This window comes from Namhaeicola litoreus, from assembly GCF_042679565.1.
Lineage (GTDB): Bacteria > Bacteroidota > Bacteroidia > Flavobacteriales > Flavobacteriaceae > Namhaeicola > Namhaeicola litoreus.
Genome location: NZ_JBHTMY010000002.1, coordinates 630,468 through 651,025, shown reverse-complemented (window position 1 = coordinate 651,025; position 20,558 = coordinate 630,468). Strand labels below are relative to the sequence as shown.

Sequence of the window (20,558 nt, the reverse complement as noted above, 5' to 3'; positions counted from 1 at the left end):
ACTAATGTTCATACCGCTTATAGTGCCTTGGCCAATTGTAAGTCAGTAGAATTATTTTTCATTTGATCAATTTAATCATATGGTGCATATTTTTCGTCTTTTGTAATTTCCATATCACCTGTCAAATACCACGCTCCTTTATATCTTACTGCGCCGAAATAAAAGTGATTAAAATCTGAGTTGTTCAATTTTGAATGAATAAAAAAGGGAACATATTGCTCGTCTTTTGATGAACCTTTATATAACAGCACAAATTTTAGTTGATTCCAATCTATTTCGTAGGTTTCATTCAGCTTTACAAGATCCAGAAAGTTTTGTTCTAATTGGGGCATAACCAATTGATCATAAGCAACCTCTTGTTGGATCATTAAGGAATCTCTTTCTTCTTTGCCCTTATTTTCAGGGGTATTGTTTTCCTGGAATTCCAAAACTACTTTCTTTGGTAATAATGCTGATTTAAAACTGTTGATGTCATTGCTTACAATACTTTCTACTAATAAATTTCCCAGATCTTCTTTACTCTTACTTTGACTATAAATAAAGTTACTGAAGAAGAATAAAGAGATTAGGGTAGTGATAAGAACTTTTTTTTCGTTTTGCATAATATTTTCAGATTTTAAACAATTAGAATCATGGCTTAGCGGTTTCTCCCGAGTGCTCGGGATGAATTATAATATTTTTGATTAAGTGTAGTCGTGTGTGCGAACAATCTTTTAGGCATGTTATTAAACTTCCGTCATGTTTGATCGATTTCTTGATTTAATTCAGTAATTAAATTTTCCATATCAGGTATGATAGAGTTAAACAAATAAATTACAGCTTTAGAACTACTAGAACCCCAAGAAAGTAAAGTCAAGAATGATTGGTCTGTTTTCAAGTCGACTTCTTTCATCCTCATATAATGGTATATAACCTTACCATTTTGAATTTCTAATTGTAAATCATCTCTTAATTCTTCATCGTACTTTTCGGTACTCGTCATATATCTATCCATATAAATTGATATCAACCCTGTTTGTCTGGGCAATTTAAATTCATATAGTTCTATAATCATATTCCTCAAAGAATCATTGATCACTCTATCAATTCCAGTTGATTTCAAAGCTTCATAGGGTCCTTTGTTATAAGTTACTTGTAAACCATTTGTCAATCCGTCGTAATGATAATTTATACTGTCCTTGTTTATAGAATCTGTGATGAGATAGTCTTCAAAAAACCGACAAGCATTTTGTATTCGAGTTAATCGATTTCCCATTAAATGGTTTTTGAAAAACTCAACATCTTTTACCAAGGCATGTTTGATTTCAATTAGCATTTTCTTTTCATAAACTCGCGCTTTTTTTTCCTCGTTCCAATTATTGATCTGCAAGGCGATCAATATTCCAATCACCACCAGTATAATTTCACCAATCGCGTATTTAAAATACCGCCCTACAGTCCAAGAAGGCCTGTCTGTTTTTCCTTCTGAAAGGAGTTGTTGCCGGATGTTTCTGAAGAATTTAATCATATCCATCGCATTTAATTTTATCGAATAGTGGCATTCTCCGCACCAGATAGAATAGCCCTTTGGTTGATTTTGGCCATTTTGGATACAGCGCCAAGTTTAGTTCTTGTTGCACACCGAAATTTTTTTAATTTCATTATTTTTTTACTTCATTATATTTTTTGCACTAAATATATTCTTATTCTTGCTGGCAACTTCCTTTCTTTATTTCATTAAAAATATCAGATCTACTATCAATAATATCTGAAGGATAAAAACTATGTTGTCTATTTTCTCTGGGTATCGAAAAGCTACAATAACCGATATCACATTGAGCAATGGAAGGATTAATCCTGATGCAATTCTTAATGAATAATAGGATTTATTTTGCGCTAAAAGCAATTTATACCAGTTTACTTCTTTAAAAATTGGTGAGATTGAGTATTCGATTTTTTCATTGACCAATTCTAGTTGCGCAAAATCTTTTGAAACTAAAAATTCATCTTTACTCGTGACTACGCTATATGTATAATGGTAGTTTCTAGCGGCATTGTAATATTGTTGCCGCTCTTTCTTTAAATTGACAATATTATCGTTTAAAATTCTTCCTGGCAAAATAAAATCAGTGATAATTACAAGCGCAATCAAAACAAAGATGAGGTAGAGTGATAGACCTAATTTATGCTGACGATTATACATTATTTGCTGAGCATTTCAAGAAATTCCTCTTTTCCAATCTTTCCCACTGCGTAATCAAGTACTTTTCCTTGAGCATCAAGAATAATGGTTGTTGGGGTTATGCCCACCTTAAAATGCTCTACAAGTTCTTTGGTATCTGGATTGTCAATATCAACCATCACAGGTGTAAATTGTAAATTTATAAATCTTTCAACTTCATTGTCCGAAAAAACTTCCCGTTTCATAATTCGGCAAGGCGAACACCATTTCCCTGTGAAAAAAAGAAGTGTGTTCTTGCTGGAGTTTTTGGTAAGTTCTTTTACAGAAGTAATGTTGTTGACCCATTTAACATCATTGGAAGGAGCATAAAATGAATACCATGCATAAAAAAGAGATACTGCAAGAAATGTAAGCCAAAACCACTGCCAAAATGGATGAGACTTCTCTTTAGCTGATTTTTTTACTTGATCCATCGAGTATATAAGGTTTTTTATTAATTAAAAATTCAATGTTACTGTATAGGTTGATTCATCTTCCTTCCATCTTTAATTTTTCCTCGCCACAACATGGAATATTTGCCAATGCTTTGGTTTCCTGAGTTCTGGCGGATCGTCTCGTTCTTCTTCCTTCATCATCTCTATGGAAAAGCCTTGCAACAACTTTAAAACTTCTTCAAGTGAGTGATGAGAACGATTAGGAAGTGATGCCCAGGTATCTCTACTTCCAAAAAACTGACCGGCAAACCTGCCTCCCGGGCGGATCGATTCAACGATTTTATTCCATAGCACTTCAAAATGTTTTGGTTCGCAAAACGGCAAAGCAAAACTAGCGTTAACCATATCATTATTGGGAAACTTCATATCGCAGAAGTTCACTGCTGCTGTTGTCAATTGGGGCTTCATTTTCTCTGGAACTCTTGTCCATAAATGCGCGAATGCTTCCGGGTGATTATCGGTTGCCAATACCCTCCAGTTCCTGCGGAGTAGTTCAAGCGAATCACGTCCTTCTCCAGCAGCTACATCGACCGCAAATCCTTTTAAAAAGCCTTCCTGCTCGAAAGAATCAAGGGCTGTAAGAAGGGTATCTCTTGCTCCCTTTCCAAGAACGGCATTGAAATATCCTGGCCAGTCTTCTATCTCTGAGAAGTCTTGTGCACCCATAGGAGGTAAGTCGGGCTTTTGTGATTTGTCTTTTTCGCTCATAAGGTATGTAAGTTGTCAGCTATAATTCTGCCGATTTTTATGCTTTCAATTCTCCGGTGAGGCTTTGATCATGATCAGCATCATTTTAAATGCTTCGGTAGCTTCTAAGGCATGCGGAATATTGGCAGGCATTAAAATCATTTGTCCTTCAGACAGAAAATTTTGCTTCCCGGCAATGGTAATCTCGCATTTACCCTCCAAAATGACCACTACCGCATCAAAAGGTGCAGTATGTTCACTAATGTTTTGACCCTTATCAAAAGAAAAAAGTGTGGTAGAGCCACATTTATTCTTCGTAACTATTTTGCTTACTGTAGCACCTGGTGAATAGTCTATGCTTTCTTTTAATGTGCATACTTGCGCGAAATCTACATTCTGTTTCATCTGTTTTTATTATTTATTTTATCCAAAACCAACCATGACTTCCGGCTACTGCGCCTGCCGTGGTGATTAAACTGAGCATCAGCAATACCCAATGTAGCCTGTGCATGATCCTAAAAGTCTTTTCCGGATTGCTGTTTGCGTGTTTTTTAAACAATTTATGAAGAATAAATGGTTCAAGGATAAAAAGAATCAAAGTAAATATGATCCATACCAAAGTCATGGCGTGGATCCACCAAAATCGGTAATCGAGGTACCTGTTCCACGCGTTCAGTTCGTATAGCATATAAAAACCAGAAAGACCTGTTAATACCGTCGTGATTTTTGCTTGAATGGCAAAATTCCCTTCAATGGTTTCAAAAGTTTCAATTTGTTCTTCCTTTGATTTCATTCTTTTGACGGCAGGGATAAGAACAGTTGTCACCATAGAAACACCACCAATCCATAAAATAACAGCAATGACATGTATGACTCGCGCCAAAGTAAAGTATTCCATTTATTTATGCTTTTCGTAAAATTTTATCCATTTTTCTTCCTTTTGCCAGTTCATCTACTAATTTGTCTAAAAACCGAACTTGCTGGGTCAGGGGATTGTCTAATTCCTCAATTCTATAACCACAAATCACTCCTTTAATGAAGTGTGCATTGGGGTTTAATTTTGCTTTTTCGAAGAATTCTTTGAAAGTGACCTTTTCATCAATAAAGGTTTGTACTTCCATTTCGCTATAACCCGTTAACCATTCTATCACCTGTAAAAGTTCGTTCCTTGTTCTTCCTTTCTTTTCTATTTTAGTCACATAATGTGGATAAACTGATCCAAAGGTCATTTTTGCAATACGTTCATCGTGTTCTGGTGTCGTTTTCATGTTGACAATTGTTTAATTTGACTTATTTATTTCGCATAAAATCAAATGCACCTTTCCGCAGTTGTATGCCATATTCTAAATAGGCTTTCAAACAAGCCAGAAAATTTGCCCATCCTCCTGAATTGTCTAAAGCCCATTTCAGGTTATCTTCATTGAATTCCTTTCCGTTTTCGTTTACCCTTACCAGGGTACTTTGGTCTGCTAATTTTTCTAATGTAATTTTTACAACAGTTTCAGGATCCCAAACAAAGAAAATTGAACGATTGGTTTCTATTTTAATGTCTGTGATGGGAAACTTATCCTCAAATTCAGGAAATTTCCAAATCACTTCTTTTCCTGTAACCAATCTTCCACTACTTTCAGAAATGAAATATTTGGTCATTTTTTCGGGGTTTACGATACCTTCAAAAACTTCTTCTACAGGTTTTTGAATTTGTATGGATGAATTCGTTTCTAATGTCATATGAAAATCCTTTCGTTGTTGGATAAATCTGGTCTGCAACAGGTTTTGCACTAGCTATGCTTGCACTAAAATAATTATTTATGAAGATTAATTGAGGAAGTTTGTAGGATTAGTATAAAAAGTTTAATGAATTAAAGTGAGCCAATCAATTTTATGGATCATTTCTACGGATAGCTTTTTTGTTCGATTAAGACCATAATAAACCCATTAACCAAATTATTCTACATGGTCAAAAAGGTTCCTTCTCAATAATCAAAGGCTCATTGTCATTATAATTTTTACCCAAAGAATTTACCAGACCTGAGGTGATCAAATATCTAGATGAATTGGTATTTCAAAAGATAATGGTAATTTATCTTTTATTTGTTTTCAACATCTTTTCAAACTCCCGTCAATTGCCGTTAATTAGATTTATGGTAAACACCATGATAGATGATTCCATCAATTTCAATATCTTTGATTTTAATGGGATCTATTTTGAATGGATTTTCTTTAAGAACAGTAAAATTAGCTCGCTTACCCACCTTAATAGAACCTATGGCATCTTCAAGATTTAAGGTTCTTGCAGCAGAAATAGTAATACCTTTTAAAGCGGTGTAAACATCTATGCGTTGATCTTGTGAAAACTTACTGTGTTCGGCTGTTTCTCTATTTATTGCTGTCCATGCCAGGGTTAATGGTTCAGCCGGAGCCATGGCGAAATCTGAATGGAAAGACACTGGTACATCTCTGTCGGTCAGTTCTTTTATTCTCACCAAATTTTCTGCTCTTTCTTTTCCCAGTCCATATTCAGAATATTTATCGGCCAGTGCCCATAAATAATAGGGGTTTACGGAGGATTCCATACCAAGATCTTTTATTTGTTGCGCAATATCTACATCAAAATATCCCATGTGATGCAAAGTAAATCTGTGATTTACTCGAGGATATCTTTTTTGGTCTACTTTATTGAAGTCAATTACCTGTTGTATACCTAAATCGCCATTAGAATGCACATGAATTTTAAAGTCATTATTCCAATAAAAACTCAATTGTTCTTGAAATAAGGAAAGCGGAAGCGTCATCCATTCGCCTTTAAAGTCTTTACTCAAATAAGGTTCTTTCATTTGCATTGCCAAAGAATAAATAGCACCATCAGAAAAAAGTTTTATTTGTTTTGGTAAAAAGGTAATATTTGACGAATTGTACTTGGCGGGTAAAGATTCTATCATCGCTAAAGTCTTCTCGTTACTATTACCATTCATACCATATAATTGAGTGCCATTGGGAATGAGATAAACATCATAAGGTGGATTTTTGTCCATTTCTTCTTTGAGTAAACTATATTCCAGTTCAAAGTTGGAACTGGGAAATCCAGGTTCATTAATAGTAGTGATGCCATTACGAAGCATCAATTGCGTCATTTTACGCAAACCATCTCTGTAGGTATCAGGATTAATTAATTGCGGACCAATAATTGGAACCAAAGCCAGCCAACCGCCTTCAAAGAAATGCCCTTTATTCCAATCAACTTGTGGGTTGTTTTTAAAATTATCTTCTTTTATTTTAAAAAGTTCTATGGCCTTATCATTGATATAAATTTCATGAAAAGATCTATGTATAACACCTACAGGCTTATCCGGAGACAATTTATTGAGCATTTCTCTCGACAATTCTCCATGCCATAATTGATGATAACCCCAGATAAAAAACATTTCATCTGTTTTTGTATTTTTATTAATGGCTTCGGCAAGTCTTTTTCTATATTCTTCAGGTGTTTTAGCTGCTTTTGAAACACCATCGGGTTTATTCCAATCATGTGGAGCGATGGTAACGTTCGGCAACATAATGGCAGCAATGGATGGATGCAAATGAGGTTCAATAAAACCAGGCAAAAGTACTTTGCCGTCCAAATCAAACTTTGAAGCATTTGTATAGTTTTTTTCTGCGGATTTTAAATTTCCTGCATAAATAATTTTTCCTTCAGCTTCTACCACAGCTTCAACATATTGAGGCTGTTCACCTTCCATCGTGATAATGTCTCCATTAAAATAGATTGTGTTGGATTCAAGATTTGCAGATTTTGAATTGTCTTCTTGCTTTTTTGCTTGATTGCAAGATAAACTCAATATTGCCATGAGGACAAATTGAAATGTAATAAGTAGTTTCATATTTTTTTAAATATTATTAAAGGGTCTTGACTATATTTAGTATTTGATTTTTGGGCACTTTATTGTCTGCAAAACGATAATTAAATTGTAGAATTGCTTTTGGCCATTGTTGTTCTTTCTTTATTTAATCAGCTAATTCAACTTCTATTTTTGCAATTAAACTTAGGGCATTTTGGTTTAATCTTTCAAATACATTCTTTAATCTCAAATGCCTTGTATAATTGTTTTTTAAATGATTCCTACCTCTGGTTGAATTGATGAAATCAATTGATAGACTCTTGATCTGCAACGAATCCTGTCTTGTTTCAAAGTTCTTTTTAACAAGACCTTTACCTAGGATCGCGAGTTGATAATTACTTATTTCTATCACATGCTCTAAATCTCTCATATATTCCTGCCGTTGTGTAACTTCTCTTTTATCCCAAGTTGTGTATGAATCAAGTAAGTTTCTCATTTCAGTATAGTAAAAGGTAAGCTCATCTGATAGTGGTTCAAAACCAAGTAATGTGCTGTTTCCAGAATTTTGAATTTTTTGAAAGGTTCTATCATTCATGGGATTTTCCCAATAGAATCCTCCAAAACTTTTCCAGACACTATCCATTTGATTGATAGAATAGGTAGATTGACTAAGTGCCCATTCTTCAATTGCAATATCTGATGACAACTTCGCTATTGAGAAGTTATAATTTGTTGTATCCAATTTTAGGTCTTTTACAATTTCTTCAAGATATTCTTTTGATCTCATTAATTCTTTCCTGTTATCATTCCAGTTATTAATTTGTAACGCGATCAAAATCCCGATAACAACAAGCACAATTTCACCTAAGGCGTATTTCAGATATTTCCAAATTTTATTTTCTGAAAGTAGTTCCTGGCGGATTTGTCTGAAGAATTTAATCATGGTTTAAAGTTTGTCAAATTGCATAGAACGGTTTAATGATAAGCAGGTTTGCACATAGACTTTTTTAGGCATTGTTTTGAGCCGGCTTTTTTTCATTGTCAATTTATTTTCTTAAATATCATTGGCATAGATTCTTCATCTATTGTTTTCATATCAATTAATTTCAAGGATTTTACCATTTTTAAAGTCGAAGTTTTATAATGTTTGAAGTGGGGAGTTTCCAAATGACTTTCGTATGCTTTTTTGTTTGAATAAATTTCCAATATTCTAATTTCGGTCGGGTTTTCTTTTTGGAACATTGGATAAATGGAAATTACACCAGCTTCCAATGCAACAGAAGCTCTGGATTCCTCTTTTAATATGGCCACATATTCTTCAAGAAATTCGGGTTCTATTTCGATTTCCGATAACCTCACCATCATTTTGTCTGAATTAATTTTATCTTGTGTCCGTTCAACTTTTCCACAAGACATGTAAAAAAGTAAGGAAAATAACATGAGTGTAATTTTTTTCATCTGCTTATTTTTCAGCTTGTGGTTTTGTTTATGAGCGTTATGTCATACTTCTACTCACAAATTTTTCGAGTTCTATACCAAAGGTTGTTTTGTGTTTCTTTATTCGTTTTATTCCTTAAACCGCTCATATTTATACAATATATTTACTTGAGTTTTTACTAAGTTTCAATTCCATTTCTATCTGGTCTATATAATTTTCAAACCCTGATAAGTTAAAAAAATTGGTCACGTTTTTAGCTTTCTTGTCTACATTAATTATCGAAAACCAGTTTCCGTGCTTTTTTGCTAATTCAGATATTAATTTCGTGCCTATTCCTCTTTTTCTATATTCTTTATGTACCGCAATTTGTTGAATTCTTCTACTTTTCGAATTATAAATAACATAAGCAACTAATTGGTTATCAATGTAGGCTCCAAATGAATCATTTTCTAACTTTGATCTATTCAACACATTTTTTGAGTTCTGCCATGTGGGATTTATATCCCAAAATGATTCCATTAGATTCCATTCATAGAGATCCTGTTCTTTAATGTCTGCGATCTGATAGGATTTAATTGGCTTAAAATTTCCTTTAAAACAGCCCAATGTTCTTGTGGTTTTAAAGCCAATTTTTTCATAAGATCTTATGGCCTGGATATTTTGGGTTATTACTTCAAGAAAAATAATATCAATTCCTTTTTGTTCTAAAATGGGCAAACAAGCTTCATACATTTTTTTTGTTAATCCAGAACCTCTTTTTTCAGGAATAACCCCCGTCCCTCCGTTGTAAGCGACTTTTTGATTGTCGATGATATCAAATCCGTGCAGAATAAAAGCAATTAGTCTTTGATTTTCAAAAACGCCAACAGACAATGTAAGGTCAATTTTATCGGCCCTCATTTTTGACATTAATTGCTCTTCCGTCAATTTAAATGGAACAAAATAGTCAGAAAAAGATGCGTTGAAGACATTCAAAATATCTTTACTGTTTACTTTTTCTAAGCTTTTAATTTCCATCTATGTTCTTAAATTTCAATTAAGGGTTTGTATAAGATTAGTCATCTTTATATTCCTTATATAGCCATGACAAACCGAATAGAAATGCTGCAAGAATTTTCGTGATTAGGGTGTACGAGCCATTCATTAAACCCAGTGTTTGTGGTAGAAATCATTTATTTTTCAATAAAATCCACTTCCCAGGGACCAATACCGGTAATCTGAATAATTGTTGATGGATCAGCCCAAACTGTGTGAATGGCGTTTCTTGCATTGACATAGTAATCTCCCGGCCCAAATTCTTTCGCTTCTTTCTGTGTTGCATCCTCTCCAAAAGCGACATATGCCTTCCCTTGCAGTATGGTCACACGTTCATCTTTGGGGTGTGTATGTGGAGGCATAATAAATTCACCAATTATTTTAAAACGAACCGTAAAGAAGTCGTTACCTTTTGGGTTGCCTTCAAGAACAGCCATCTCACAACCCTTTGGCAGGTTTGGCGGACATGGTTTCCATTGCATCTCCTTGGCAAGAACAACATGTTGAACCTTTCCTTCGGGAAATATCATTTCTCCTACTTGCGCAGTCAATTGTGTACATCCCAAAAAGACTAAACTCAGGATAAAACCGGGTAACTTTAATTTCTGTTTCATTTTATAGGTTTTAGTAGTTATAACATTTTCCAATTATTTACATCTTTAATTCGTTTTGGGCGGGTCATTTTTCTTCTTATCGGTCTCGACTATTGGTAATTACTCGGGTTGGCACTTAACTTTGCAAGCACATACCAAACTGAAAATCCGATAGGATTTTCAGAAATAGGCGAGAAGAAGCAATTACTTATAGCCAATGTTAGCCACAGGCTTTTTCCATTTAATTATTCCTTTTTCGTAATCTATTTGTTCGGTGTCACAGTATTCTGTTTCGACAAAATTCTTATTTCCCATTAGTTCAAATGTTCTTTTTCGTGCTCCAATTAATTTTAAGCAATCTTCAGCAACTTCTTTCCAAAGCACTATGTTTTCGCCTTTTAAAGCTGATTTTACACTTGCATATACAACTCCGTCCAAACTTGGGAAATTATCTTTTATATAATTTACAAAAGCACAGGTTATCTTATAATTAGAACTATCTTTTTCTTTATCTAATGTGAATTCGTTAGCTATGAATTCGAGCATAATCTTGAGTTGCTTAAAGTTTGAACTTCCATCATTTAGAACATTATATGATTCCTTTGCCCAATTAAGAAGGCTGTTATCAACTTCTTTATATTCGGAAGGTAAAACAACGGCAAGGTTTAATTCACGCGTAACGTCCCAAGCACCAATGGTTATAATTTCATTTCTGCTGTCTGGATTATTTCGAAAAACGTTCATTGACTCTGAAAAACCAGTTCCTTCATTTAGGTTGTCGTTACAATAAAAGAAACCTTGTCCAGGTTCATTAGCTCTACCAAAATGGTTAATATTTAGAATATCTTTTCTAAAGGTCAAATCATCTATTTTCTCAAAAAAGATTTCGCCTTTTCTATGACTTCTTGTTCTTATAAGCCTGAGAGGTTTATAGGTCGCTAAAGGAATTGGTAAAATCTGATGAGATAATATGTTTTTGATATGAGTGTAACTCTCAGAAGAGTTTTCTGCTTTTAATTCTTTAAGTCTGTCAATCAAAATTTGTACTTCGTTCATTTCAGCTTTTGGCTAACGTGTTATATAATCACTAATTTAAAAATTTATGACTTTAAAATACAGAAAAAATTGCTTTTCCAAACCTAAAAAAGTGTTTGTTAGACATTAGCTGACAGAAATTTATTCTGTTTCTATTTTTCAATTCTGATCCGCACATCTACCGCCAACAATTCTTTCTCAAAAGCCATACAAGGATTGATATCGAGTTCTTTGATCTCAGGTACACCGTCCATAAGTGCCGAAACCCGAGAAATATATTCAGCAAATAAAGTCAAATGAATCCCTTTTTGTCCGCGTATTCCTTTTAGCAAAGGATACGAATGTAACTGAGAGATCAACTCAAATGCCTCTGAGGTTGAAACAGGGTTCATTGCACTGCGAAGATCTTTTAGCACTTCCACATAGATTCCCCCAGACCCGAAAAGCACAATAGGAGGAAAGTTTCCTTCCCTTTTGGCACCTATAAAGATCTCATGGCCTTTGATCATGGGCTGTACCAGAACACCCTGCGCCCCGGGGATGGCCATCAGTTCTCTAAAATTGTTCAAGAAGTCCTTTTTGTTGCTTACATTTAATTTCACACCACCCAGGTCTGATTTATGTGTGGGTCCTATTACTTTTTGAGCCACAGGAAAGGGAAGTGTATCGGTCATTTTTAGCAGATTCTTCTCTTCTTTTATGAGATAAGTTTGTACCACCGCAATACCGGCCCATCGCAAAACATCCATGGCTTTTTCAGGAGAAAGATATCCATTTTGGCAATGAGAAATGAGTTCTTTTATGGGGGTTGTATCAATCTCGAAGCTATGCTTTTCCGTTCTGCAAACCCTTTTCTGGTGATATACTTTAGCCAAAGCTTCTCCAAACAGGACTTCATCAAAAAAAGCAATATTTCCCATTGATAAGAAGGCTGAAATTTCTTCTTTAGCATTCAAAACAGAAGGGAGGATAGCATAAATAGGTTTAGAACAGCGATGGATCTTATCGCTTAACAATTGGTACACTTCAGCGACTTTTTTTAAACCGGGACTACCAAATATCACGGCCATAGCATCAATTTCCGATAAATTATTCTCACAATAGTCGATTACTTTACCAAGCTGATCTGCGGTACCCGTGGCCAACAGGTCTATAGGATTATTGGCAGACGCACCATCGTATAATTCTGAAAGCAGATTTTGGCTATCTTTTCTTTTGATCTGCGGCACTTGCAGTCCTTTTTTAGAGAGTACATCTGTAAGCATTACGCCGGGTCCGCCTGCATGTGTGATGATGGCTAGATTTTTCCCTTTACTTTCTTTTTGAAGCAGGATGCCTGCAACAGTAACGAGCTCTGTTCTGCCAAAACATCTGATGATACCCGCCTTTTCAAAAAGTGCTTCTGTAAAAACATCTGGGCTGGCCATCGCCCCGGTATGTGAAGAGGCTGCCCTACTACCCGCTTCAGTTCTGCCTGCCTTAATGGCTGCCAGTTTACAACCTTTTCGAATTAAAGAGGAGGCATGTTTTAAAAAACGAGCAGGATCTTTAAAACTTTCGATGTACAGTAATTTTACCTTGGCACTTTCTCCCGCGATATAGTGTTCGTCCAGATATTCCAGCATATCCTCTATACAAGTTTGGGCGCTGTTTCCAAAAGTGTAGACATTGGAGAATGTTAATCCCATGGCTAAGGCTGTTTCCATGACAAAAACCGCTGTAGCTCCTGAAGCCGACAGAAACTCTACCCCATCGGGATCGAATTTAGGCACTGGCTGGGTAAAAACCCCGGCATATTTTCTATTGATAAGGCCAATATTGTTTGGTCCAAGCAGGGTAGCACCCGCTTTTTCGACCAGCTCTTTTATTTCTTGCTCTAATTCGGCTCCTTTTTGATCTTTTTCTGCAAAGCCGGCCGAAAAAATAATAAAGCCCTTGGTATTTTTATCTTCTGTCAAGATCTGCATCACTTCGGGTACCTGAGCAGCAGGAATGGCAATAATGGCGAGATCAACTTGAGGCAATTCCTCTGCCCTTAGAAAGGTCTTTTGACCTTGAATCTCTCCTCCTTTGGGATTCACAACATAGAGCTTTCCTTTATATTGGTGCTCGAGTAGGTTATAAAGTACCCTGCCCCCCGGATTTTCCAGATTTTCAGAACCTCCAATAACAACAATACTTTTGGGGTTTAAGATTTTGTGATGGATCATATTTTTTGCGGATATGAGAAAAACTTCCTTATTTCTTTATAAAATAAGAGAAAAAATCTGTTTAATAGACTGATTTTTATCAATATATAAATGAATAAAAATACCTTACTTTGATTCAAAGAAGCTTTTTATGGCATATTCGTTTTCGCATATGGTCCATTCCATGCATGCGAAGGATGTAAAATTACTGATGAAACAATCCTCAGGAAAAGACATGATCTCCTTTGCCGGTGGAATGCCAAATAATGACCTTTTTCCTTTAAAAGAGATTGAAGATATTTTTCACGCACTTCCTCCTGATCTAAAAAAACTTTGTTTTCAATACGGACCTACCGCCGGATATCCACCACTCATCAAGGCGCTTAAAAGTTACCTTGAGAAAAAGAGCTTACCGGTAGAAGAAAATAAAATCCTGATTACGACAGGCTCGCTTCAGGCCATCAGTATCATTACCCAGGAATTTGTCAATAAAGGAGACATCATTCTCACAGAAAAACCATGTTTTGTAGGGGCTTTAACGGTTTTTGAAACCTATGGAGCAAAAATCATTGGCATTCCTGTCGATGAAAACGGGATTGTGATTGACGAGCTAAAAGCTGTGCTCAAAAAATTGCCAAAAAAACCAAAGTTTCTATATGTCACGCCTAATTTTCACAATCCTGCGGGGATCATATATTCTTTAGAGCGCAAAAATGAATTGCTGGAAACCTTAGCAGGAAAGGGAATTTTGTTATTGGAAGACGATGCGTACAGCGATTTATATTTTGAACAAGGAGACAAGCACTTCAAACTGCCCATGAAAGCTTTGAACAAAAGTGATGTGGATGTAATCTATACCGGTTCTTTCTCAAAAATTCTCGGACCTGGATTTCGCCTGGGTTACATGCTCGCTTCTCCTGATATCTTCGATAAAGCAGAAACCATCAAGCAGGCCTTAGACGCTTGTACCTCAAATTTTTGCCAAATATTGGCTCAACAGTTTTTAGCGCAGGGAGCTTTGGAAAATTATCTGGTATTTCTGAGAAAAGAATATAGGATGAGAAAGGATTTGATGATTCAAAGTTTAGAAAAACATATGCCGGAAGGCGTGGATTGGCACGAACCAAAAGGAGGTTTTTATATTTGGGTAAAGCTCCCAGCCGGGATCAGGTCTAAAAATGTTTTTAGGGAAAGTGTAAAAAAAGGAGTGGTATTTGTTACCGGCAGAACATTTGATCCCAAAGGCAAAGGAGATCGGTTTCTTCGTTTGTCTTTTGCCAATGTCCCAAAAAATGAAATCGACAAGGGTATAGGTATACTCGCCGAAGCGTTGAAGAAAACAATGACCAAACGAGACAAGTTTAATACGATTTCATAAAAGCTTTTTACTAAAACAATTATACCATTTGGAGTGCCAGTTCTTTTCCTTTATAAAATGCCTCTAAATTAAGGGCCAGAATTTTTTCACCTTTTGATGAGAACATACTTTCGATGGCTCGGATCAGACTTTTTTCTGAAAGCGGGAGAAGTACAGAAGCTGCACCTAGTAAAATTATATTCGCCACCTTCGAGTTTCCAAGTGCTTTAGCCATTTCTGTAGCGTTTATTATCAAATGGTGCGGATACTTTTGAATGGTTTTATACAAGGCTTTTTTCTCAGGATAATTATCCATATTCACAAATGTCTGGGCATCAGTTATGAGTGTCCCGCCCTTTTTGAGGAAAGGTAAATGTCTCAGAGACTCCATGGGTTCTACCGCTACGATAAGATCTGCTTTTCCTTCCGGAATGAGATCTGAATGTACTTGGCTGTCTGAAATACGCACGTGCGATTCAACGGCCCCTCCTCTCTGGCTCATGCCATGTACCTCGGATTGTTTGACATATAAATTTTCGTTGAGGGCTGCGGTATCGAGCACTGCTGCAATGGTTAAAATGCCCTGACCACCCACTCCGGCGATAATGATATTAGTTTTCATAGAATAGCTTTTTAATACAAGGAAGCAATTCGTTCTTTGATTTCTTCTTTCTTTTCTCTTGATAGCCTTACACAGGGTCTTTCGGAAATTATGACCGAAACGCCTTGATGGTTAAGTTCTTCGCGAATAACACCCACATTCTTTTCATGATTTTTCTTTAGTGGGACTATTTCTCTGACATGTTCTGGTGCTACTCCAAGTCCTAGACAAATGTTTTTAAGTCTGCCTACCGCTGTAGAATCTTGTCCTCCGGTCATAGCGACAGCTGAATTATCTGAGATAATCACTGTGATAGGACTGTTTTCATAAACTGCATCTAACAAACCGGTCATCCCGGAATGCGTAAAAGTAGAATCACCAATCACGGCAATCACATTCTTTAATCCCGCATCAGCGGCACCTTTGGCCATTGTGATCGAGGCACCCATATCAATGAGTGTATTGATGGTGTTGAGTGGAGGTAATACGCCAAGGGCATAACAACCGATATCTCCAAAAACCTTTTTATTCCCAATTTCGGGGATGAGCTCATTGATGGCATTAAAGAGATCGGTATGTCCACAGCCCTCACATAACCGAGGAGGGCGACTTGTGACGATATCAGGAATTTCGATCAATTCTTCTTGCTTCAATCCCAAAGCCTTACCTACGAGGTTAGGCGTAAGTTCTCCCGTCATGGGTAAATGGCCGGATATTTTACCAATTACCTTTTGATCGATATTAAAATAGTCGTGGAGGACCTCTTCCACCAAGGGATATCCTTCTTCAACCACCAGTACTTTGTCGCAATGTTTGAAAAGTATTTTTAGTTTTTCTTTAGGAAGAGGGTATTGAGAAATTTTCAAGATAGATGGCTTGTTTTCCATCATTTCTATATTCTCCAAGACATAATTACGGGCTATGCCGCAGGCTACAATTCCCAAAGGCTTACTTTCTAATTGGAGTGTATTGAAATCGGATTTTTCTGAAAATTCGGCTAAAAGAGACCTTTTTTTAAGTAAATTTTTAAATCCTTCTTTGGCAAAGGCCGGAATGAGGGCAAATCGTTTGGTGTTATCCGGCAGGTCTATGTTGTTTTGTTCCCTACTTTCTCTAAAGACAACTCCGGATCTTGAATGGGAAAGTCGGGTAACCATTCTTACTAATACAGGTAATTGAACTTCTTCTGAAAGGTCGAAGGCATAATGCATAAGGTCATACGCTTCCTGTTGATCGGACGGTTCCAGAATGGGTACGGAAGCAAATTTTCCATAAAAGCGGGAATCCTGTTCGTTTTGGGAAGAATGCATGGAAGGATCGTCTGCCACCACCACCACCAATCCGCCGTTAATTCCCGAAACAGCCATATTCATAAAAACATCAGAGGCCACATTCAGACCTACGTGCTTCATCACCGCAATGGCCCTTTTTCCCGCATAAGACATGCCCAAGGCAGATTCCATGGCTGTTTTCTCATTCACAGACCAGGTGGTATGAATAGATAGATTTTTGGCCCTTACAGATCGTTGAATATATTCTGTGATTTCTGTAGAAGGTGTTCCGGGATAAGCGTATACGCCAGAGATTCCGGCATCTATGGCCCCTTGAGCCAAAGCCTCATTTCCTAATACCAGGTGCTTCTTCATCACTTTGCCGTTTATATTACAAACCTTAAAATTAGGAGAAGCAGTTGATTTTTTTTATGACTTCGGTCATGTGATTCTGGGAAAAGAAATAAGGGAGAATTCATCTCTAGTGATGAGAATTTGACAAGGGATTCAGCTTAAAATAATTCGAGAAAAAAAAGAATTGATCAAGTGTTTCCTTTAAAAAAAGCGATCAGAATTTGAGCGAGTTCAATGGGCTTGTCTTCTTGTATAAAGTGGCCAGAATCCAATAGATAATGAGATTGGTTTTGTGCCCCTAAAATATTTACTTGTAATAGACTGTCTTTATCTTTCCACATTAAATCTTCATGGTCTCCCCAGATGGTGATGAATGGCTTTGAAAATAATTTTAATTTTTCATTCAGCTCCTTATTTAAAACAGCCTCAGGATCTTCTTTTGTTGTGGGGATCAAAGAAGGAAATTTCCGAACGAAATAGAAATCGGAGGGTTGTTGAAAAGGACTGTCATATTTTGCTTTAACAGAATCCGGTAATTTTGTTTTCGTACCCCAATCCATAATATTTCCCGGTGAGAAATTGGGTTCATTTTGGGCGTAATGCTTAAAACCATTAAAACTTTCCGGAATTATTTCATCTCCCTCAAACAAATAACTATATGAAATAGCAACTTTACTAAAAAGGTCTTGTCGGTTAGCCACGATGCGCAAGGCAATCATCCCTCCCCAATCATGGGCAAACAAATTTATATTTTGTAATTCCAATTGATCCATAAAAGCATTGAGCCATTTTGTTTGATTTGTATAACTGATCTGTTCCGGATTCTTGGGTTTATCCGAATATCCGAATCCCACGAGATCCGGGATAATGACTCTGAAGTTTTGTTTCAATAAAAGTGGGGCAATATGTCGATATACAAATGAACTGTTCGGTTCACCATGCAACAAAAGAACAATCGGATCCTCAGCTTGTCCAATATCTAAATAGGCCATTTGAATACCTTTGTCGATACTGGTAAATTTATATTGTTCCGCCGTATAAAAGTAGCGTTGAATATTTTCTGGCTTTGATTTTTGACTCTTTTCACATGAGATCAGTAAAAGAGTAATTGATAAAATGAAGGTGAGTAAAATGGTAATTCTTTTTTTCATTTCTTATAAATCTCCAGGTATTTGATGATTGGCAAATATATTTGTTTAGGCCCTATTTTTTGACGTTTAAAACCTTTTTTTAAGACAAAATTTCTTTGGTTTGAAGCTGTGAAATAGGAGTTTTAGATTACGGCAACAGATCATTTCTATTTGATTTTTGTTAGAGAGAAAATATAATTTTATTCGCTTCTTTTATTTATTCAAATAAAGCATCATACTGTTTTGTATTGTTATGACAGTATAAATATATTCTTAAGCAAGTTGACTATACCTCACCAAAACATTTTAGGTATGTTGAGTATTTTGGATAACTTTAGAGAGTTTATTAACTTAAATTTATGCAAACCATACAAACAGCGTTGTGTTCTTTCGGAATGAGTGGAATGTTATTTCATGCACCTTTTATTGATGTTCACCCCAAATTTCAGTTAAAAGCTGTGTTAGAGCGGACGAATCGTATCGCCCATAAAAAGTATCCGGAGATTCAATCATATAGCAATTTAGATGAACTTTTGGCCGATGATGACCTCGAATTGGTAATTGTGAATACGCCTAATATTACCCATTTTGAATATGCAAAAAAAGTGATTCAGGCAGGTAAACACCTCGTTGTAGAAAAACCATTTACAGCAACCGTTCATGAGGCAGAAGAATTAATAGCCCTGGCAGATAAATACGGCGTAAAGCTTTCCGTTTATCATAACAGACGATATGATAGTGGTTTTAGAACAGCGAAAAAAGTACTTGAAAAAAGTTTGTTGGGAGAATTGGTAGATGTTGAAATGCACTTTGATAGATACGTGCCAGAACTCAGTTATAAAGTCCACAAAGAAACACCTACCCCTGCGGTGGGAAATTTATACGATTTGGGTTCGCATTTGATCGATCAGTCTTTGGTCTTGTTTGGAATGCCACATTCGGTTTATGCTGATTTTGCTTCACACAGACCAAATTCTAAGGTGATCGATTATTTTGATGTCAAGCTATTTTATGAAAGCCATAAGGTGACACTTAAATCCAGTTATTTTGTTAGAGAGCCCTTGCCAGGGAATATCTTTCACGGTAAAAAAGGGTCGTTTATCAAATCAAATGCAGATGTGCAAGAGAAAGATCTTCAGTCAGGAAAAATTCCCAGTAGTCCAGATTGGGGAATTGAGCCCGAAAACGAAAGAGGCTTGCTGCATGCAGAAATAAATGGAAAAGTAATAAAGGAATATATTCCCACAGAAAGAGGAGATTATATGCGCTATTACGATCAAATTTATAACTCCATTAGGGAGGGCATGGATTTGCCCGTTACAGGTTTAGATGGTTTGAAAGTGATAAAAGTAATTGAAGCCGCCATAAAAAGTAACACAGAAAGAAAAGTGATCGACCTCAAAATATAAATTTTAAGACTAATGAATCTAGTTCACCAGCATGGCGGCACCAAATACACCGGCGCTATCGCCTAGTTTAGGTTTTAAGAATACCGTATCTATGCTGGTATTAAAAATGTAATTTTTAGCACTTTCAACTCCTTCTTTGTACAATAGATCTATATTTCCAACGCCTCCGCCAATAACGATGGCATCGGGGTCTAGCACATTAATAATAGAAGCGATTCCTTTTCCAAAATAGTGGATGAGTCTTTCCATAGTTTTTTTAGCAATGGGGTCGTTCCCGACTTTAAATCGCTCTAAAATTTCTTTTAAATTCCGTTTTGTGCCAGTCTGTTGAAAATAAAATTTTTCAAGACCCGTACCGGAAATGATTGTTTCTACGCAGCCAATTTGTCCGCAATAACAAGGTCCACCTGACTCGTGTAAAAAATTATGCCCCCACTCACCGCCAATTCCGTGTTTGCCTTGCAGTACTTTCCCGTTGATGACGATTCCTCCACCTACACCGGTGCCCATGATAATGCCAAAAACAACCTGGGCATGGGGTACTTTTTCAGGGACAGCACCTAAAGTTGCCTCGGCCAAGGCAAAGCAATTGGCATCATTGGCGATTTCGATGGGGATACCTAATACTTTTTCAAGATCCTTTTTAAAGGGCTGTCTATTCAAACAAACGGCATTACAATTTTTTAGGGTTTGTGTATGTGGATCCAATGTACCGGGTGTTCCAATTCCTAAAGTGTCAATTTTAATAGACCCTTTTTCTTCCAGATGACCTACAATTTTTTTAATTTGTTGAAGGATGTGTTCGTATCCCTTTTCTGCTTCAGTCGGAATCCTATGACGTTCAAGCACATCAAAACCTTTGTCTGAGAGGGTGAGTAGAACACCTTCTATTTTTGTTCCGCCCAAATCAATTCCGCAAAGTATTTTCATTTGAGTAATTTTATACATTTTTTAAAAGTAGAAAA

At 36.2% G+C, this 20,558-nt stretch carries 22 protein-coding genes; 2 read left to right on the top strand and 20 right to left on the bottom strand.

Annotated features, from left to right (window positions below; all coding sequences use genetic code 11):
- Nucleotides 1-71: 71 nt before the first annotated feature.
- The 16 genes from ACFQ39_RS04725 to ACFQ39_RS04650 all read right to left on the bottom strand — a co-directional run bounded on the left by ACFQ39_RS04725 (nucleotide 72) and on the right by ACFQ39_RS04650 (nucleotide 13,492).
- Nucleotides 72-602 carry a hypothetical protein gene (locus ACFQ39_RS04725; protein ID WP_377176835.1) on the bottom strand — a complete coding sequence of 177 codons (531 nt, stop codon included), beginning with the start codon at nucleotides 600-602 and terminating at the stop codon, nucleotides 72-74.
- A 134-nt stretch (nucleotides 603-736) separates the two neighbouring features.
- Nucleotides 737-1,507, bottom strand: a complete 771-nt coding sequence (locus ACFQ39_RS04720) for a DUF6090 family protein (protein ID WP_377176834.1) — start codon at nucleotides 1,505-1,507, stop codon at nucleotides 737-739.
- A 201-nt stretch (nucleotides 1,508-1,708) separates the two neighbouring features.
- Nucleotides 1,709-2,182 carry a hypothetical protein gene (locus ACFQ39_RS04715; RefSeq protein ID WP_377176833.1) on the bottom strand — a complete coding sequence of 158 codons (474 nt, stop codon included), beginning with the start codon at nucleotides 2,180-2,182 and terminating at the stop codon, nucleotides 1,709-1,711.
- Entirely contained in the window at nucleotides 2,182-2,634 is a 453-nt protein-coding gene (locus ACFQ39_RS04710) for a thioredoxin family protein (protein ID WP_377176832.1), read from the bottom strand. The genes ACFQ39_RS04715 and ACFQ39_RS04710 overlap by 1 nt, the downstream gene beginning before the upstream one ends.
- Before the next feature lie 72 nt (nucleotides 2,635-2,706).
- On the bottom strand, nucleotides 2,707-3,363 hold the full coding sequence (locus ACFQ39_RS04705) for a class I SAM-dependent methyltransferase (protein WP_377176831.1): 657 nt from the start codon (nucleotides 3,361-3,363) through the stop codon (nucleotides 2,707-2,709).
- Between the two features lie 45 nt (nucleotides 3,364-3,408).
- A complete protein-coding gene (locus ACFQ39_RS04700) occupies nucleotides 3,409-3,747 on the bottom strand; it encodes a cupin domain-containing protein (protein ID WP_377176830.1) in 339 nt (112 codons plus the stop codon).
- Nucleotides 3,748-3,760: 13 nt separating this feature from the next.
- On the bottom strand, nucleotides 3,761-4,240 hold the full coding sequence (locus tag ACFQ39_RS04695) for a hypothetical protein (RefSeq protein ID WP_377176829.1): 480 nt from the start codon (nucleotides 4,238-4,240) through the stop codon (nucleotides 3,761-3,763).
- Between the two features lie 4 nt (nucleotides 4,241-4,244).
- Complete coding sequence (locus ACFQ39_RS04690) at nucleotides 4,245-4,610, bottom strand: DUF2200 domain-containing protein (protein ID WP_377176828.1); 366 nt, start codon at nucleotides 4,608-4,610, stop codon at nucleotides 4,245-4,247.
- Nucleotides 4,611-4,632: 22 nt separating this feature from the next.
- The gene (locus ACFQ39_RS04685; protein WP_377176827.1) at nucleotides 4,633-5,073 is read right to left on the bottom strand and encodes an SRPBCC domain-containing protein; all 441 of its coding nucleotides are present in this window, start codon (nucleotides 5,071-5,073) and stop codon (nucleotides 4,633-4,635) included.
- Between the two features lie 401 nt (nucleotides 5,074-5,474).
- Nucleotides 5,475-7,223, bottom strand: coding sequence for an amidohydrolase (locus tag ACFQ39_RS04680; protein WP_377176826.1), 1,749 nt, complete (start codon nucleotides 7,221-7,223; stop codon nucleotides 5,475-5,477).
- A 124-nt stretch (nucleotides 7,224-7,347) separates the two neighbouring features.
- Nucleotides 7,348-8,124 (bottom strand): DUF6090 family protein, encoded by a 777-nt coding sequence (locus ACFQ39_RS04675; RefSeq protein WP_377176825.1) that lies wholly within the window; start codon nucleotides 8,122-8,124, stop codon nucleotides 7,348-7,350.
- A gap of 98 nt (nucleotides 8,125-8,222) precedes the next feature.
- Complete coding sequence (locus tag ACFQ39_RS04670; protein ID WP_377176824.1) at nucleotides 8,223-8,639, bottom strand: putative quinol monooxygenase; 417 nt, start codon at nucleotides 8,637-8,639, stop codon at nucleotides 8,223-8,225.
- A 130-nt stretch (nucleotides 8,640-8,769) separates the two neighbouring features.
- Nucleotides 8,770-9,636, bottom strand: a complete 867-nt coding sequence (locus ACFQ39_RS04665) for a GNAT family N-acetyltransferase (RefSeq protein WP_377176823.1) — start codon at nucleotides 9,634-9,636, stop codon at nucleotides 8,770-8,772.
- 155 nt (nucleotides 9,637-9,791) lie between these two features.
- The gene (locus tag ACFQ39_RS04660) at nucleotides 9,792-10,268 is read right to left on the bottom strand and encodes a cupin domain-containing protein (protein WP_377176822.1); all 477 of its coding nucleotides are present in this window, start codon (nucleotides 10,266-10,268) and stop codon (nucleotides 9,792-9,794) included.
- 183 nt (nucleotides 10,269-10,451) lie between these two features.
- Nucleotides 10,452-11,303 (bottom strand): hypothetical protein, encoded by an 852-nt coding sequence (locus ACFQ39_RS04655; protein WP_377176821.1) that lies wholly within the window; start codon nucleotides 11,301-11,303, stop codon nucleotides 10,452-10,454.
- A 131-nt stretch (nucleotides 11,304-11,434) separates the two neighbouring features.
- Nucleotides 11,435-13,492: an acetate--CoA ligase family protein gene (locus tag ACFQ39_RS04650; protein WP_377176820.1), complete on the bottom strand. Its 2,058-nt coding sequence runs from the start codon at nucleotides 13,490-13,492 to the stop codon at nucleotides 11,435-11,437.
- A gap of 130 nt (nucleotides 13,493-13,622) precedes the next feature.
- On the opposite strand from ACFQ39_RS04650, the gene ACFQ39_RS04645 reads away from it, so the two are divergent.
- Nucleotides 13,623-14,849, top strand: a complete 1,227-nt coding sequence (locus ACFQ39_RS04645; protein WP_377176819.1) for an aminotransferase-like domain-containing protein — start codon at nucleotides 13,623-13,625, stop codon at nucleotides 14,847-14,849.
- A 19-nt stretch (nucleotides 14,850-14,868) separates the two neighbouring features.
- On the opposite strand, the gene ACFQ39_RS04640 is transcribed toward ACFQ39_RS04645, so the two are convergent.
- The 3 genes from ACFQ39_RS04640 to ACFQ39_RS04630 all read right to left on the bottom strand — a co-directional run bounded on the left by ACFQ39_RS04640 (nucleotide 14,869) and on the right by ACFQ39_RS04630 (nucleotide 18,205).
- Entirely contained in the window at nucleotides 14,869-15,450 is a 582-nt protein-coding gene (locus ACFQ39_RS04640) for an indolepyruvate oxidoreductase subunit beta (protein ID WP_377176818.1), read from the bottom strand.
- Nucleotides 15,451-15,461: 11 nt separating this feature from the next.
- Nucleotides 15,462-17,075: a thiamine pyrophosphate-dependent enzyme gene (locus ACFQ39_RS04635; RefSeq protein WP_377176817.1), complete on the bottom strand. Its 1,614-nt coding sequence runs from the start codon at nucleotides 17,073-17,075 to the stop codon at nucleotides 15,462-15,464.
- Nucleotides 17,076-17,242: 167 nt separating this feature from the next.
- Nucleotides 17,243-18,205, bottom strand: coding sequence for an alpha/beta fold hydrolase (locus ACFQ39_RS04630; RefSeq protein ID WP_377176816.1), 963 nt, complete (start codon nucleotides 18,203-18,205; stop codon nucleotides 17,243-17,245).
- Nucleotides 18,206-18,543: 338 nt separating this feature from the next.
- Between ACFQ39_RS04630 and ACFQ39_RS04625 the strand changes: the two genes are divergently transcribed.
- Nucleotides 18,544-19,593, top strand: coding sequence for a Gfo/Idh/MocA family oxidoreductase (locus ACFQ39_RS04625; RefSeq protein WP_377176815.1), 1,050 nt, complete (start codon nucleotides 18,544-18,546; stop codon nucleotides 19,591-19,593).
- Nucleotides 19,594-19,611: 18 nt separating this feature from the next.
- Here ACFQ39_RS04625 and ACFQ39_RS04620 read toward each other — a convergent pair whose 3' ends face one another.
- Nucleotides 19,612-20,523 (bottom strand): ROK family protein, encoded by a 912-nt coding sequence (locus tag ACFQ39_RS04620; protein ID WP_377176814.1) that lies wholly within the window; start codon nucleotides 20,521-20,523, stop codon nucleotides 19,612-19,614.
- Between the last annotated feature and the right edge of the window lie 35 nt (nucleotides 20,524-20,558).

Excerpts from the sequence above, each read along its gene's own strand:
- ACFQ39_RS04725 (WP_377176835.1), bottom strand. The coding sequence starts at position 602 with ATGCAAAACGAAAAAAAAGTTCTTATCACTACCCTAATCTCTTTATTC.
- ACFQ39_RS04720 (WP_377176834.1), bottom strand. The coding sequence starts at position 1,507 with ATGATTAAATTCTTCAGAAACATCCGGCAACAACTCCTTTCAGAAGGA.
- ACFQ39_RS04715 (WP_377176833.1), bottom strand. The coding sequence starts at position 2,182 with ATGTATAATCGTCAGCATAAATTAGGTCTATCACTCTACCTCATCTTT.
- ACFQ39_RS04710 (WP_377176832.1), bottom strand. The coding sequence starts at position 2,634 with ATGGATCAAGTAAAAAAATCAGCTAAAGAGAAGTCTCATCCATTTTGG.
- ACFQ39_RS04705 (WP_377176831.1), bottom strand. The coding sequence starts at position 3,363 with ATGAGCGAAAAAGACAAATCACAAAAGCCCGACTTACCTCCTATGGGT.
- ACFQ39_RS04700 (WP_377176830.1), bottom strand. The coding sequence starts at position 3,747 with ATGAAACAGAATGTAGATTTCGCGCAAGTATGCACATTAAAAGAAAGC.
- ACFQ39_RS04695 (WP_377176829.1), bottom strand. The coding sequence starts at position 4,240 with ATGGAATACTTTACTTTGGCGCGAGTCATACATGTCATTGCTGTTATT.
- ACFQ39_RS04690 (WP_377176828.1), bottom strand. The coding sequence starts at position 4,610 with ATGAAAACGACACCAGAACACGATGAACGTATTGCAAAAATGACCTTT.
- ACFQ39_RS04685 (WP_377176827.1), bottom strand. The coding sequence starts at position 5,073 with ATGACATTAGAAACGAATTCATCCATACAAATTCAAAAACCTGTAGAA.
- ACFQ39_RS04680 (WP_377176826.1), bottom strand. The coding sequence starts at position 7,223 with ATGAAACTACTTATTACATTTCAATTTGTCCTCATGGCAATATTGAGT.
- ACFQ39_RS04675 (WP_377176825.1), bottom strand. The coding sequence starts at position 8,124 with ATGATTAAATTCTTCAGACAAATCCGCCAGGAACTACTTTCAGAAAAT.
- ACFQ39_RS04670 (WP_377176824.1), bottom strand. The coding sequence starts at position 8,639 with ATGAAAAAAATTACACTCATGTTATTTTCCTTACTTTTTTACATGTCT.
- ACFQ39_RS04665 (WP_377176823.1), bottom strand. The coding sequence starts at position 9,636 with ATGGAAATTAAAAGCTTAGAAAAAGTAAACAGTAAAGATATTTTGAAT.
- ACFQ39_RS04660 (WP_377176822.1), bottom strand. The coding sequence starts at position 10,268 with ATGAAACAGAAATTAAAGTTACCCGGTTTTATCCTGAGTTTAGTCTTT.
- ACFQ39_RS04655 (WP_377176821.1), bottom strand. The coding sequence starts at position 11,303 with ATGAACGAAGTACAAATTTTGATTGACAGACTTAAAGAATTAAAAGCA.
- ACFQ39_RS04650 (WP_377176820.1), bottom strand. The coding sequence starts at position 13,492 with ATGATCCATCACAAAATCTTAAACCCCAAAAGTATTGTTGTTATTGGA.
- ACFQ39_RS04645 (WP_377176819.1), top strand. The coding sequence starts at position 13,623 with ATGGCATATTCGTTTTCGCATATGGTCCATTCCATGCATGCGAAGGAT.
- ACFQ39_RS04640 (WP_377176818.1), bottom strand. The coding sequence starts at position 15,450 with ATGAAAACTAATATCATTATCGCCGGAGTGGGTGGTCAGGGCATTTTA.
- ACFQ39_RS04635 (WP_377176817.1), bottom strand. The coding sequence starts at position 17,075 with ATGAAGAAGCACCTGGTATTAGGAAATGAGGCTTTGGCTCAAGGGGCC.
- ACFQ39_RS04630 (WP_377176816.1), bottom strand. The coding sequence starts at position 18,205 with ATGAAAAAAAGAATTACCATTTTACTCACCTTCATTTTATCAATTACT.
- ACFQ39_RS04625 (WP_377176815.1), top strand. The coding sequence starts at position 18,544 with ATGCAAACCATACAAACAGCGTTGTGTTCTTTCGGAATGAGTGGAATG.
- ACFQ39_RS04620 (WP_377176814.1), bottom strand. The coding sequence starts at position 20,523 with ATGAAAATACTTTGCGGAATTGATTTGGGCGGAACAAAAATAGAAGGT.